This is a genomic window from Pseudoalteromonas shioyasakiensis (genome assembly GCF_024518675.1).
GTDB classification, from domain to species: domain Bacteria; phylum Pseudomonadota; class Gammaproteobacteria; order Enterobacterales; family Alteromonadaceae; genus Pseudoalteromonas; species Pseudoalteromonas shioyasakiensis_B.
Genome location: NZ_JANIGL010000003.1, coordinates 273,820 through 288,072, shown reverse-complemented (window position 1 = coordinate 288,072; position 14,253 = coordinate 273,820). Strand labels below are relative to the sequence as shown.

15 protein-coding genes are annotated in these 14,253 nt (G+C 40.6%); 10 read left to right on the top strand and 5 right to left on the bottom strand.

Going from position 1 to position 14,253, the window contains the following annotated elements; all coding sequences use genetic code 11:
• Positions 1-16 precede the first annotated feature (16 nt).
• The 8 genes from NQT69_RS10775 (at position 17) to NQT69_RS10740 (ending at position 7,645) form a co-directional block, all read left to right on the top strand.
• Complete coding sequence (locus tag NQT69_RS10775) at positions 17-703, top strand: response regulator transcription factor (protein WP_256827677.1); 687 nt, start codon at positions 17-19, stop codon at positions 701-703.
• On the top strand, positions 700-2,037 hold the full coding sequence (locus tag NQT69_RS10770) for a HAMP domain-containing sensor histidine kinase (RefSeq protein WP_256827676.1): 1,338 nt from the start codon (positions 700-702) through the stop codon (positions 2,035-2,037). The genes NQT69_RS10775 and NQT69_RS10770 overlap by 4 nt, the downstream gene beginning before the upstream one ends.
• 89 nt (positions 2,038-2,126) lie before the next feature.
• The gene (locus NQT69_RS10765) at positions 2,127-4,262 is read left to right on the top strand and encodes a TonB-dependent receptor (RefSeq protein WP_256827675.1); all 2,136 of its coding nucleotides are present in this window, start codon (positions 2,127-2,129) and stop codon (positions 4,260-4,262) included.
• 46 nt (positions 4,263-4,308) lie between these two features.
• The gene (locus tag NQT69_RS10760) at positions 4,309-4,599 is read left to right on the top strand and encodes a hypothetical protein (protein WP_256827674.1); all 291 of its coding nucleotides are present in this window, start codon (positions 4,309-4,311) and stop codon (positions 4,597-4,599) included.
• A 25-nt stretch (positions 4,600-4,624) separates the two neighbouring features.
• Positions 4,625-6,163, top strand: coding sequence for a PepSY-associated TM helix domain-containing protein (locus NQT69_RS10755; protein WP_256827673.1), 1,539 nt, complete (start codon positions 4,625-4,627; stop codon positions 6,161-6,163).
• A gap of 2 nt (positions 6,164-6,165) precedes the next feature.
• Positions 6,166-6,459 (top strand): DUF3325 family protein, encoded by a 294-nt coding sequence (locus tag NQT69_RS10750; RefSeq protein ID WP_256827672.1) that lies wholly within the window; start codon positions 6,166-6,168, stop codon positions 6,457-6,459.
• Between the two features lie 95 nt (positions 6,460-6,554).
• On the top strand, positions 6,555-7,403 hold the full coding sequence (locus NQT69_RS10745; RefSeq protein ID WP_256827671.1) for a VOC family protein: 849 nt from the start codon (positions 6,555-6,557) through the stop codon (positions 7,401-7,403).
• Positions 7,403-7,645 carry a hypothetical protein gene (locus NQT69_RS10740; RefSeq protein ID WP_256827670.1) on the top strand — a complete coding sequence of 81 codons (243 nt, stop codon included), beginning with the start codon at positions 7,403-7,405 and terminating at the stop codon, positions 7,643-7,645. Before NQT69_RS10745 ends, NQT69_RS10740 begins: the two co-directional genes overlap by 1 nt.
• A gap of 95 nt (positions 7,646-7,740) precedes the next feature.
• On the opposite strand, the gene NQT69_RS10735 is transcribed toward NQT69_RS10740, so the two are convergent.
• Positions 7,741-8,613, bottom strand: coding sequence for an AraC family transcriptional regulator (locus NQT69_RS10735; RefSeq protein ID WP_256827669.1), 873 nt, complete (start codon positions 8,611-8,613; stop codon positions 7,741-7,743).
• 169 nt (positions 8,614-8,782) lie between these two features.
• On the opposite strand from NQT69_RS10735, the gene NQT69_RS10730 reads away from it, so the two are divergent.
• Positions 8,783-9,733 (top strand): SDR family oxidoreductase, encoded by a 951-nt coding sequence (locus NQT69_RS10730; protein ID WP_256827668.1) that lies wholly within the window; start codon positions 8,783-8,785, stop codon positions 9,731-9,733.
• A 109-nt stretch (positions 9,734-9,842) separates the two neighbouring features.
• Here the strand turns inward: NQT69_RS10730 and NQT69_RS10725 are convergent, their stop codons facing one another.
• Entirely contained in the window at positions 9,843-10,496 is a 654-nt protein-coding gene (locus NQT69_RS10725; protein ID WP_256827667.1) for a DUF6058 family natural product biosynthesis protein, read from the bottom strand.
• Positions 10,497-10,667: 171 nt separating this feature from the next.
• Here NQT69_RS10725 and dapA point away from each other — a divergent pair, with 171 nt between their 5' ends.
• Positions 10,668-11,582 (top strand): 4-hydroxy-tetrahydrodipicolinate synthase, encoded by a 915-nt coding sequence (gene dapA / locus NQT69_RS10720; RefSeq protein ID WP_256827666.1) that lies wholly within the window; start codon positions 10,668-10,670, stop codon positions 11,580-11,582.
• A gap of 80 nt (positions 11,583-11,662) precedes the next feature.
• Here dapA and NQT69_RS10715 read toward each other — a convergent pair whose 3' ends face one another.
• From NQT69_RS10715 to NQT69_RS10705, 3 genes are read right to left on the bottom strand one after another with little or no spacing between them, the layout of a single operon-like run.
• Positions 11,663-12,667 (bottom strand): BtrH N-terminal domain-containing protein, encoded by a 1,005-nt coding sequence (locus tag NQT69_RS10715; RefSeq protein ID WP_256827665.1) that lies wholly within the window; start codon positions 12,665-12,667, stop codon positions 11,663-11,665.
• A gap of 8 nt (positions 12,668-12,675) precedes the next feature.
• Positions 12,676-13,077 (bottom strand): hypothetical protein, encoded by a 402-nt coding sequence (locus NQT69_RS10710; RefSeq protein WP_087532164.1) that lies wholly within the window; start codon positions 13,075-13,077, stop codon positions 12,676-12,678.
• Between the two features lie 12 nt (positions 13,078-13,089).
• Positions 13,090-14,244, bottom strand: a complete 1,155-nt coding sequence (locus NQT69_RS10705; RefSeq protein WP_256827664.1) for a beta-ketoacyl-ACP synthase III — start codon at positions 14,242-14,244, stop codon at positions 13,090-13,092.
• Between the last annotated feature and the right edge of the window lie 9 nt (positions 14,245-14,253).

Below are 14,253 nucleotides of genomic sequence, written 5' to 3'. Positions count from 1 at the left end.
AATTTTGGATGCTCCAGTGGCGAAAATAAAAGTTTTATTAATTGAAGATGATAGTACGTTAAATAATTATCTCACCGATTTATTGGTTAAGTCAGGTTATAGTGTTGAGCAATGCTATGACGGTATAACTGGTCTAAAAATAGCCCAAACCCAGCAACATCACCTTATTCTACTAGATAAAATGTTACCTCAACTCGACGGTGTAACCTTGCTAAAAACCCTGCGCGAAACCAGTCAACAGCCTGTTATTATGGTCTCGGCAAAAGGCGCTGAAGAAGAGCGGATTTTAGGTCTAAGTCACGGTGCCGATGATTATGTAGCTAAACCTTTTAACACCCAAGAGCTACTACTGAGAATAGAAAGCTTATTAAGACGCAGCCATAATCACGTCAGTCCACAGACCCACGTTGAAATAAGTATTGATGGACTCATGCTCAACGCGGCAAAACAAACTATTTATGTTAATGGCGAAGAATTAGAGTTTACCCCAATCCAATTTAAATTACTCTGGGAGCTGGTATCGCAACAAAACCAAATAGTGAGTAAAGCAGACTTATACCAGTCGGTGCTTAACAAAAAGCTAGGCGCGTACGATCGCAGTATTGATATGCACTTAAGCCGGGTAAGAAGAAAGTTAACCGATGCCAACTGGTTAGGAGAGCGCTTACAAACAGTTCACGGCAAAGGGTATTGTTTTAAATGAAGCGTAAATTGCTATGGAAGTTATGCCTTATTTTAGCCACTGGCTTGGTTGCATTTTTTTATTTATTACATTTATTTACCTTAAAAACTGAAGAAAGCATGAGCTTTATCGCCAAGCAAGATCGTGCGCAGTTGCAAGCTTGGGGTAGTCACGCAGAGTCGCTCTATACACAAGGTGAACTAGGTAAATTAAATAAATGGCTCAATATATTAAAAGCCCAAGAAGATACCTGGATTTCCATAACGGGTTTTAATGTTAACCATATTGCTGGCGAACCTTTTGATAAAAGCATTGTGGGTAGTTATCACTTTGGGCGCAGTGTGGAGTGGAAAATTCATCTTTACTTTGAGCAAAATCCAATTATGGAAATTCCTTTTGCTACAGCCGATGCCAGCTTACTTATTAAGCTACCTGATAGAATGCGACCAGGAAGCCATTGGACTACCACCAAATTTATACTTCAAATAATTATGCCGATGCTAGTACTGGTGGTGTTGTCTATTATTTTATATCGCCACATTATTACCCCACTGCAAAAGCTTGATAAAGCGACTGCGGAATTTAGTCGCGGTAACTTTTCGGTACGTGTCGCTAAACATTTAGGCGGACGAACAGATGAATTAGCCCAACTTGCTTTCACCTTTGATAAAATGGCCAGTCGCATTGGTGAACTTATTAATAATCAACGCCAGCTTATTTCCGATTTATCCCATGAACTTAGAACGCCATTAACCCGTTTAGATATTGCTGTTGATAACTTTGAACAGCATGACAGTCAACGTCATTTAGAACGCATAAGTCGAGAATCAAAACATATCCGTAAGTTGGTTGAAGACAGTTTAACCTTAGCGTGGCTGGAAAATGAAAAGCCTATTATTCAACAAGAGCCAGTCGATTTGGTGGACCTACTTGATGTGCTTATTGATGATGCACGTTTTGAGTTTCCCGATAGAAAAATAATGCTCAATATTCCGCCCAGTGCAGTGATTGAAAATAGCTGCCATCGGGCTTTAGGGCCTGCAATAGAAAATGTAGTTCGAAATGCATTACGTTATACCCCAGCGTATGCTCAAGTAACTATTAACTTGTCTTTAGAGTCAGGTGTGTACAAATTGCAGGTACTAGATCAAGGCCCTGGTATACCTGAACAATTTTTACAAAAGGTATTTGAACCATTTTTCAGAGTGGATGATGCACGTATCAGTGATGGTGATAGTTTTGGTCTAGGCTTAGCTTTAGCTAAACGGCATTTAGCAAGTGTGCGGGCACAGATCAGCGCACACAACCACGACAGTGGTGGTTTAATAGTGGTGATAATGATTCCTATTTCTTAAATGTAACAATTGTAAAAGTCATATCCTTCTTGAGTTTAAATGGTAATAATTCTTAATTAAGAATTTAACACTTAATTGAGACCCAGTTCATGCCATCTGTATTAAAAAATAAAACGTTTGTAAAAACCAGTATTGCTAGTGCTGTGCTTACGCTGTGCTTTAATGCCAATGCGGTTACAGAGCCAGATTCAAAAAAAGAAAAGAAAATAGAAAAAATCACCGTTGTTGGCGCTACCACAAACTCAGAAATTACCCCAACAGAGCTTGAAAACTACCAAGCAAATGACCTTGAAGATATTTTTCGTCATACGCCATCTGTTACAGTTGGCGGCTCACTAGGTATCGCACAAAAGATTTTTGTACGCGGGATGGAAGACTCAATGGTGAATGTAACTGTAGATGGTGCCCCACAAACCAGTACATTGTTTCATCATATTGGCCGTGTGGCGATTGAGCCTGAACTATTACAAAGCGTAGAAGTACAAGCCGGAGCGGGTGAGGCAACATCCGGTACGGGCGCCGTAGGGGGCGCTATTCGCTTTAAAACCAAAAGTGCAGATGACTTACTTAGTGTAAATGAGCAGTTTGGTGGTATTGCTAAGGCCAGCTATTTCACTAACGATGGTCATAAAGAAAGCCTCGCTTTATACGGGAAATTAACCGATAAAGTGGGGGTTTTAGCCTCTTATGTAAACGTAAGTCGAGACAACATGGATGACGGTGATGGTGAAGAAATACCGGGTACCGCTGCGGATCAAACTCTCGCATTCATCAAACTAAACGCTGAACTGACTGAAAACCAAAATCTTTCACTTAGCTACGAAAACCGCAAAGAAGAAGGTGAGTTTGGTAAACAAACTAACTGGGCACCCCTTGAAACAGATCCGTTATTTATGTCGTGGGGAGAGCGTGAAACCATCGTTTTAAATCATGCGTGGTACTTAAATAGTTTAGTAAACTTAGAAACAACGATTTACCAAACTGAGTCGTCATTTAAACGTGAGCTTTATACTTGGGATGCATCAATAAAAACAACGGGTTTTGATATCCGCAATACCAGTGATTTAGGTATGCATACGCTTACCTACGGTATAGAGCAAAAAATAGATAAAGTACATGCTTATTCGTATGAAGACTTTGGTGGTATTTTTGATGAAGAAGGTACTGTGACCGGTGTTTATATTCAAGATCACTGGCAATTAAGCGATGCTTTGTTACTTAGTTTTGGTGTGCGTTATGATGCTTATGAACTTGATCACAGTGGAATAGAAGCAAACTGGGTTAAAGTTGATGGTGTGTGGGTTGTAGAAACCGATGCCAATGGTCAGCCTGTTACCACCGCGGATGAATTCTCAACAGATAAGCAAGATGGAGTCAGTGGCAACATCGGTTTTGAGTACAGCTTTACAGAATCATTAAAGCTATCTGCTGGGTATGCACAAGCGCTTAGAGGCAGACAAGTCGCAGATGCGTTTACTGTAGGTGAGTTAACACCGAATCCTGATCTTGAACCCGAAGAAGTTGATAACACTGAACTTGGTTTAGTGTATAACGACGGTACTTGGTTGTTTGAAGCGTCAATGTATTTAAGCGTTATTAATGATGTGGTATTTGATAAGTTTAAAGGTGGCGAAGGGGTATTTTACGAAAACATTGGTGATTTAGAAACTAAAGGTATTGAGCTTGTGTCGGGTTATCAAGGCGATAACTTCGATGTCATTGTCAGCTACAGCCATAACGATGTTGAATTAAATAACGCTTCATTTGTGTGGCCAGATGCTGGTGATGCCTCTGGTTACAGCACGTTTAATATTGATGGTATTCAATTGGCGGCTTATGAATATGGTGGATTAGGCACAGCGATTGGTGATTCAATCAATGTTAACTTTAATTATCATGTAAGTGAGCAAATAAAGTTTGGCTTAAACTATAACCATGTGGCCAGCCTCAACGACATTGAGGTTTTCCATCGCTCAATCGAATTGGGTTGGATGAGTGAGCTTGAAACCGTTGATAAACCAGGCTATGACTTATTTGATGCCTATGTAACCTACGAGCCACTTACAAACCTAAGATTTGATTTATCTGTACAAAACTTACTTGATGAATCATACCGTAGTCATGGCAGTGTTGCTGATTATGGTCACATCCCAGGTTACGAAGGTGTAGTTGGAATTAAAGAACAAGGGCGTGATGTTCGCCTAAGTGTGTCGTATAAATTTTAACTGCGGAATTAGTCAGGTGCTTTAATAAAGCACCTGACTTATATAAATGAATCTCACAAAAAAACACCGTACTGCATTTGATGTAACCGTTCGTGTGCTGCTTGCATTAATCGGAGGTTATTTTGTATCAATGTACAGCGCTATATTGATAGGTAACCACCTGCTTAGCGATAAAACCAATAGTATTATCACTGGGCTCATGCTGAGCTTTATTTTTTACCTCGTCACCGTATTATTTGTCTTTGCTACTAAAACCACTTTACGTGCTTTTCTCGTCGTATTCGGTTTTTGTCTAGTACTTAATACATTTAATTACTATTTGCAGGGGCCGCAGTAGTATGAAACCGCGATTTAGACAATCCATGAACTGGCTGCACACCTGGTCAGGCTTTGTATTTGCTTGGTTATTATTTTTTATTTTTGTAACTGGCACTGTGGGTTATTTCGAAAATGAAATAGACCGCTGGATGAAGCCTGAAATAGCCATTGTCAATGAACCTATTGATGATTTAACAATACTCAATAAGGCGCAGCAACAACTCACCGCCAACGCAGAGGACGCAACTCAGTGGTATATTAGTTATCCTTCAACGCGTGATCCATATATTGATATTTCATGGTTACAACCAGCAAATAAAGAGACTGGGACACGTAGGCAATGGCATGAAAAAAACCTTGCACCTAATACCGGTGAACTTATAACCACCAGAGCAACCAGCGGCGGTGAAACACTATACCGATTGCACTACAATTTACATTATGTCCCTTTGGTCGTTGGTTATTTAGTTACCAGCTTAGCGACCATGCTAATGCTGATTGGTTTAGTCACAGGGGTGATCATTCATAAAAAAATATTTATAGAGTTTTTTACCTTTCGTGCCAACAAGGGGCTACGGAGCTGGCTTGATATCCATAATATTTTTAGTGTGTTGCCACTGCCTTTTCATTTGATGATCACCTATAGCGGACTAATGTTATTAATGGGTGTTTCATTTGCACCTGTGGTTGATGCCACTTATGGTGAAGGCCAAAAATTACACCGCCAATTATATGATGAAACACAACGGGAAGCGGCAGAAACTCAATTTATTAATTTACCTGCCAGTGACTTATCTCTTCAGTCAGCGTTAATAGATGCCAAGTCACGTTTTGAAAATCAAGCGGTTAGTTATTTAGGTCTAATTGACCGTAACACCGAGCAACCAGGATTTGAAGTGTGGTTTGATGCACAACAGGGCATTGAGTTTGCAACACTTATCACTTATCGAGTCGTTGATGAACACGTTCAAATAGAACAAGCGGTAGGCAAAAAATACAGTGCGGCAAAAGTGTATGATGTACTCGAGCATCTACATGAAGGACTATTTGCTGATATATATTTAAGGTGGCTGTACTTTTTATCAGGCCTATTAGGTGCGGGTATGATTGCGACGGGCATGATTATTTGGGTGCAAAAACGTAAAAAGCAGCAAACAGGTTTTATCAACGTTATAGATAAATTAAATGCGGCAGTTGTGATTGGTTTGCCTATTGCTATCGCAGGGTATTTTTACGCTAACCGTTTATTACCTGTTGATATGGTAAGCCGTGCAGCATGGGAAATGCATAGTTTATTTATTGTGTTTGTTTTATGTGTTTGCTTTTGTGTGCTGCAAACAGCAAAGCAGGCTTGGCAAAGAATGCTGTGGCTGGCAGCCTCTATTTTTGCCTTAGTGCCGCTCGTTAATATGTTAACAACCAAGCATAATATTATTGTGAGTTTTAAAAACAGCGACTGGTTAATGCTTGGGTTTGATTTAACTATGCTGCTGTTTGCTGCTGGCTTTGCATTAGCGGCGTGTGTGCTAAAAAGGCGAAAAGCCGAAGGTAATGCAGAGCATATAATAAAAAAGGGTCATTAAGGATGTTAATTTTAGTGCAAATTGTATTACAGTTGCTAGGCTTTTCATTGCTGATTTTATCACTCCCACGCCATTACAGTGAAATATTTGGCGCAGCGCAACGTGCGACAAAGATGGCTCGCTTAGTTTTTAAGTGTATGGGCTTTTCCGTGATTATTGTTGCCATTGTGATTGCATTAAACAGCTGGGGCGCAGCGCTTGGTTTAGTGTATTTTTTTGCAACGGCGACACTTATCGTAACATTGTTGGCTATTTTACTGGCGTATTTTAGAAAATTTAAAGTGATAAAAAGTTAACCGTAATGACGGGTTGCATATTTGAATAAAACTCAATCACTTATAGACTTGCCAGTGAATTAACGTAGAATCACCTTAAAAAGGATGATTAATTTATGAAACCCATTTCAAAATTTTGTATCGCAGCTTTAATACCCTTGCTCTCGTTTAGTAGCTCAGGTTTCGCTGTCGAAAGCGCAACGACAACACAGACTGCAATCGAGCAAAGTGCTCAAGGTAAAGTGGTTTGGGCTGATCTTTATACTGGTGATGTGCAATCATCGTTAGATTTTTATACCCGTACATTTGGCTGGACAGTTAAAGCCTTTGAGCAACACAATAGACAATACCACTTAATGTATGACGGTGAGCAACCTATAGCGGGTGTGATCAAGCGTCCAGCAGAGCGAAATCAAACCAATAAATCATTGTGGATTGGCAGTGTTGCAACCAGTAATGTACAAACAAGTGTTGATAATGCCGTTGCACATAATGCAACCATTGTATTTCCACCACATGACTTTGCACTGTATGGTAAACGCGCTGTTATTGCCGATCCACAGGGCGCGATTATTGCTTTTTTAGATTTAGGTGAAAGCAGCACAGCTCATCAAGCGATTGCAAAAAAGTGGGACTGGGCGCAATTATTTAGTGTAAACCCAGAAAAAGCGGCTGAGTTTTATCAACACTTTGGTTATAGCACGGAGCAAATTGCAGCTAATTCACAGAGCTATTACTTAATAAAAGAGCAAGAACTCAGAGCGAGTATTGTAAAGTTACCTGCTTCGGCTGAACAGCGAGATAAATGGATAAATTTTGTAGAAGTAGCCAATCTAGCGGCTGTTTTACAGCAGGCGATAGCCAATGGTGCTACCTTATTGCATCAAGGTGAAGACGCTCAATTAGCCATTATTGCCGATCCCAATGGCGCTATTTTAGGTCTTGCAGAACAGGAAGCTAACTAATGAAACGTTTAAAAATTGCGTTGATCTGCGTAAGTACCGTTTTACTTACTGCTAACCTTGCAGGTTGTGAAAACACCCAAGTCAGTGGCTCAGTGAGTTATGGTGTTGGTTATGGCGCAGGCTATGGATACCCAATGTATTATGGTGCAGGTTATCCTCATTATAATAATGTTACCGTGGTGAGACCCCCTGTACATTCAAGACCACGGCCTCAGCCACGTCCACAACCACGACGTCGTTAACAGTCAAAAGCCTCAATCGTGAGGCTTTTTAGTTTCTACGTTATGTTATAAAAGCGACCCTAATACACAAAGCTTTAGTCTCATACTCAGGTTATTTATTGCGTAGATTTACCCCATTGTTTAGGTGAAGTACCGTACATTCTTTTAAACTCTCGGCTAAATTGAGATGAACTGACATAACCTACGTCCATTGCGGCCACATTAACATGAGTACCTTGAGCGATTTTCATGGCAGCATTATTTAACCGCATGGCTTTAACAAATTGTATTGGCGACATATTAGTTGCTTGTTTAAACTTACGATGAAATACCGCTCTGCTCATACCAGAATATTCAGCCATATCTTCGATAGTAATTGCCTCACTAAGGTGGGCAGATAAATACTCAATTGAGCGAGCAACTTCGTTCCCCACACCAAAAGCACGCTTAAATGACGCACCAGATTGACCCTGTAAAATAGCATAATACAGTTCACGTAACCGGCTTTTACTTAGTATTGCTAAGTCTGTTGGACTGTCTACTAACAGTAACAATCGATATAACGCATCTGTAAATTTATTATCCCATTGTGCACTCGATAGCCCTTGGCTGGGCTGTTGTTTGGGCATATGCATTGTGCCAAGTGTACTTTGTAGTTCTAGTACCAATTCAGTCATCAACTTGGTGTCTAATGTGATGTACACACCTAACAGTGGGTTATCTTTAGAAGACGTTGGAGTACCTGCTTCTATGGGCATGGACATAGTACAACAGATGTAACGCTGGTGATCGTATAGGTGTTTTTTACCATCACAAATTGCTTCTTTATTCCCGTTTAGGATTGCCGTAACAGAAGGCTCATAAACAGCAGGGGCACAGCGAATTGAGTCGGTGATTCTAAATAATTGGATTCCTTTAATGCCACTTTCTATCATGCCACTTTGATTAGTTTTTGCGTTTATTAAACGCTCAATTAATTGTTTACTCATAGGGAAATCCACTCAATTAGTAAGTTGCTAAAGTAACAGCAAACTGAACGAAGCTCAATTGTGTGATATTAATAGGCAGGTTTTAAAGCGTAATACGCCTATTTAATTGCTGATTCCGAGACTAATATGTATTCATATTAGAACTTGAACGAAAAATGGAAAAATGATTATGGCTAATACAGGGCAATTTGGTGCAACAGGCTGGACTCCTAAGCAAATTGATTCACTCAAGGGAAAAACCTATGTTATTACTGGTGCTAACTCTGGTACTGGGTTTCAAGCGTCGCGTTTATTACTAGCAAAAGGGGCAAGGGTGGTGATGTTAAATCGCAACACCAGTAAATCTGATATCGCTATTGGCCAATTAAAAAGTGAATTCGGTGATACAGCCCAAGTCAGTTATATTGTGATGGATTTGGCTGTTCTTAGTTCAGTACGCCATGGCGCGGCACAAATTTTATCACTTGTACCGCATATTGATGCGTTAATATGTAATGGCGCCATAGCACAAATTGCAAAACAACAGCTCACTGTAGATGGTTTTGAGAGTCAGCTTGGTGTTAACCACTACGGCCACTTTTTACTTTGTGGACTGTTATTTGACAGAATTGAGCAGTCACAAGGACGTATAGTTGTGGTGTCAAGTGAGGGTCATAAAATTGGCCTAAGGGCCATCCAATTCAACGATTTAAACTGGGACAATAATTACCATCCAAATAAAGTTTACAGTCAAAGTAAATTAGCGCAAATGATGTTTGCTTATGAATTACAGAAGAAAATCGCGGTTAGCAAGAAACCCGTAAAAGTCTATGTGTGCCATCCAGGTGCATCAAAAACATCCTTGATCAGGTCAAGCGCAAATATAGCTACACGTTTATCTTGGTCAATTATGGTGAAGTTAGGCCTAGCGCAGAGCGCGGAAAAAGGGGCTTATCCAGAAGTAATGTGTGCCACTGAAGAAAATTTAAAGCAGCGAGCATATTATGGCCCTACTGGAATGATGAATTTTAGTGGCCCTGTGGATGAATGCAAACTTGAATCATTTGTTTTAGATGACGACGCATTAACTAAGTTATGGGCCGTTTCTGAGCAGGCCGTGGCATTTAATTGGTCGCTCTAATTGCTCAGGATTTATGTGTCTAGTTGCATTTCACTTTTTATGGTTAAGAAAATGCTTAGAGCTATTTAACCTGAGCTCTGGTTAAGAGATTTATTATCCAGAGTTCAGGTTATTTAACCGACAAATCATACTTAAGCACCAGAGCATCAATATAACGAGTGCGAAGTGTATGTTGTTTTTCGTGATCTGCGCCGTGGCTCAGAGCACGATTAAGTAACTTCATGGCGGGGTGTAGTCGTGTGCGCTCGTCTTGATTGAGGCTTGGCTTAGTGCGCAGCTCGGTGATGTCATCAACCACTAAGCGGCCAATATCGACCGCGGCTATTTCATCTATTAAACCATTTTGGGTGAGTACACCGTACTTGCTGCATAAAAATTGCTGCCATACTTGTTGTAGGTGTTCTTCAATATCACAGCCAAACAATTCTTCGTTAAATTCAAATCCGTGTTGTACCAGCTTTTGAAGTGCAGCCATATATTGCTGGGCAAAGTAATTGAATGCCTGACTGGATGAGGTGATTTTTTGTTTTGCCAATCCTTGTCCCCAATTGACACAGCCTCTTGGATAGTAGTCATCATATTCTTCACACTCATACAAACCTGAGTATGAGCTGCAGCTAAGCTGATTTTTAATGCAATAACTGGGTTTAGGAAATAAGCTAGAATCTTGCCATAAAAGTAGGGTGTCTTCGTCTATCGCTAAGGCTTGGCAAAGCTCTTCGCTGTGATAAAAGTGGGTTGCTAAAAATCGTGATAAACGCATAAAAGGGCACTCAAAGTTAAAAATAATTACACTGTTTATATATACAGTTGTTTTATTTTGGCTTACTCACACAGATAACACAAGTTATTTTATTAATTAGGCTTTGCAGAACTCCCAAAATAAGCTCATTTATGTTACAACTACGGCAAGTTTTTTAAAGAATATATTTTTATGCGCAGCCTAGAACAAATTAAACAAGCAAGTCTTATCACAGCAATTAAAACCCCTTACTTATCAACGGGTGAAATTGACCTTGCCACATATGATGAATTAGTTGAACAGCAAATAGCGGCAGGCGTTGATGGCATTGTTGTTGGTGGTACCACAGGTGAAGGCCAGTTAATGAACTGGGAAGAGCACCTAATGCTGATTGCTCACAGTGTTAATAAATACTCAGATAAACTGATTATTGTTGGTAACACCGGGAGTAACAATACTCGTGAAGCGGTAAAAGCAACAGAATATGGTTTTGCCAGTGGAATGGATGCAGCACTGCAAATTAACCCATATTATGGCCGTACTTCGATTGCGGGAGTTAAAGAACACTTTAAACGTGTACTGGCGATTGGTCCGGCGTTTATTTACAACGTAGCGGGACGCACTGGGCAAGATTTAACCCCAGATATTATTGAGCCTTTGGCGCAACATGAGCATTTTATTGGTGTTAAAGAATGTGGCGGTAATGAGCGAATTGATCATTATGAACAACAAGGGATTGCTTGTTGGTCAGGCAATGATGACGAAGCCCATGATGCGCGCCACAAATATAAAGCACACGGAGTGATCTCGGTGACGTCTAACCTGATACCGGGCTTATTCCGCCAGTTAATGGATACTAAAAATGATGAGCTGAACAGTTCATTACAACCTTTAATGAACTGGTTGTTTTGTGAACCGAATCCAATTGCGATTAATACAGCCTTGATGATGACAGGTGCGGTTAATCCGGTATTCCGTTTACCGTATGTTCCCCTTAGCAATGAGCAGCAAATACAAGGTGTTGAGTTGATCAATGCTTTATCAACTGACGATTTTGTTGGTAATACGGCAAAACCATTGGTGCAAGACGATTTAGTAATTGGCTAACGCACGAACGCTAAGCATGAAAAAAGTCACTTTAGAGTGACTTTTTTCGTTTTTAAGATAATGATTTTTCTTATAGGCTTTTAGGCAATAGCGTTTAATAGCAATTTACTTAATTTTGCCTCTTGCTCTGCGACTTGCTCTAACTTATTTGCTATCTCGTCTAGGTTGATATCGCTGCGCTTTTTGCAGTATTTTACCGCTAACATTGCAAACTCACGCCATAAGTCACCAAGGTCAGTTGTATGCTCTGCACATTCTTTTAATGCAGGGGTATTGGTTTTCTCGCTGGCTTGCTCTAAAAAGCTGGCGTACATAAATCTAAAACCGGCACCACCAGTGCCAATTTCTTCTTGCATCCGTACAATGTGCGCTAAGTAAAGCCGTGCATATTTAGCGGGCTTTTTATCAAGCATACGTATTTGTTTTGCCATGTGGCGAATGCCTTTCAGGCCAAAGTAAGGCAGCACTAAGCCATTCATCATCTTAGCGGTTTTTTTAATTGCAGGTTTTATTACTGGGGCTAAGTCACATTGGCTTGGCGCTGAGCGAATCACATACATTAAGCCTTTTGCAGCCAATGCACCTTTGGCAAAGCGGGCATTTTTTAAATCATCGTATGCGCAAGTAACTGGGTTCTCAAAAACCGGATCGCTGATCAAGTAATCACCTTGCTCGGTTTTACCATACACCACCAAATTATGGGCATTAAAGTGAAAGCGCATATCCTCAGGGAAGTAGGGTAACCAATAAACTGAGCTTTGCAGACCCACTAAATTGCCTTTTTCAAGCTCGTCATCAAGTGCTTGCATACCGGCTTCTGGACTTGAAAACTTGCGGCTTTCTAATTCTATATTTAACTTTTTACATACCTTTTTGATGATGGTTTTTGGTGGCATGCGGTAGGCGATCAATGGCATACCACTAATTTTAACAAAAGGTAAATAAGCAAAAGTAAGCGCCGATGCAAGCCCAAATGCCATTGGCTCGCTCATGTTTATGCCTTTACTCTGCAATAGCGTAGCAACTACGCCAGTTTCACAATGCGAAGATTGCTGGTGGTTTATTGGTAAAATAATATCAGGCATGAAAGTATCTATTGTGAGGGCAAAGTCAGCAATGCTTCGCGGCTAATTTTTAAGGTGTCGCAGTAGCGATTAAGTTTTTTATCAGACAATTTTGCAAACACCGCAGGGCGTAAATGACGTTTAATTTGCCATTGAAAAAAACCGCTGGCGCCAGCGAGTGTGGGAATATCGAAGCGCCTAGCTAACATATGATAAGCTAATGGCGACACTTCACCACGTTGCGCTTGTGCTAGGGCTTCGTTGGTTTGCTCGTTTAAATCGTCAACAGCCAGTTGGGTGGCAAAACTTTCCACTTCCCAACCCGATGATTTTACGCCTTCATAATGGCCGCTCTCATCCACGGCGTAAACAAGTTTGTTTTGACCTTGATAGGTTTTGCTGTTGTCTTGGGGCACATCATGTTTTTTCACAGGCGACTCACATTATTTGTTAATCACGGTTAACTGCATAAAAGCACTAGAAAAACGCCCGCTTTCAGGCACATAACATAATAGTGTTTGTCCATCAGTTAATTGACCTGATTTAAACAGTTCATCAAGCATAATAAAGATAGACGCAGAGCCAGTATTGCCTTTTTGCGTTAAATTTGTGAACCATTTATCGTACGGGATTTGGAAGTCTATATTACAAAGGCCATCGAATAATCGCTCACGAAAGTAACCCGAAGAATAATGCGGCAGGAAAAAGTCGTAATCACAGGCTTTAATGCCTCGCTTTTGAACTATCTTGCTCAGCGCATCTTCTACGGTGTATTTTACAATATTTTCATTTAACAGTTTTACGTCTTGTTTTACTGATAAAATAGAGTGCTGCTCGCGCTCTTGTGAATCAAAACGTGTCCAGCTTTTTAGCTCACCGTTAATTTTTTCTGCACCGGCATACATACAGGCTTCGAGTTGATCAGCATACGAAGTGACATCAATCCAGTCGATACGCAAAGACAAGCCGTGGTCGTTGGCTTTGTTACTTAATAATGCAGCACCGGCACCGTCTGAAAGCATCCAACGTAAAAAATCTTTTTCAAAGGCGATTTCAGGCTTTTGGTTTAGCATTGCAACTTTATGTTCGCTCTCAGCATTAAAATTACGCGAATGCATGACATTTGAAGCAAGCTCACTGGCAACCACCGCGCTGTGCTGGCTTTCGCCTGCTTTTACATTTAAGTATGCGTATTTAAGTGCGGTGATCCCGCATAAACAAATACCGGCGGTTGAGACCACCTCAAGGCTCGGATTTTTAAGCTCGCCATGAACCATCACACCGTGATTAGGCATAATTTGATCGGCCATTGAAGTACTCGCGACTAAGCAATCTAGGTGTTCAAGTTGTGTGCCTTGCTGATTAAACAAACCACGCACTGCATCCGCAGCCAATGACGCATTGGTGTAGTTGTATTCACCAGTTTCTGGGTCAATGGCGTAGTATCTGGTTTTTATCTGGTTGCTTCGTAATATAACGGGTTTTGCGCGGGAGCGTTGTCCGCCAACCTCACCTAAAACGACTTCCATTTCTTTATTGCTTACAGGACTATTGGGTAAGACAGCGTGTAAGTTATTTATATATACAGCATTTTCCATAACGGACGG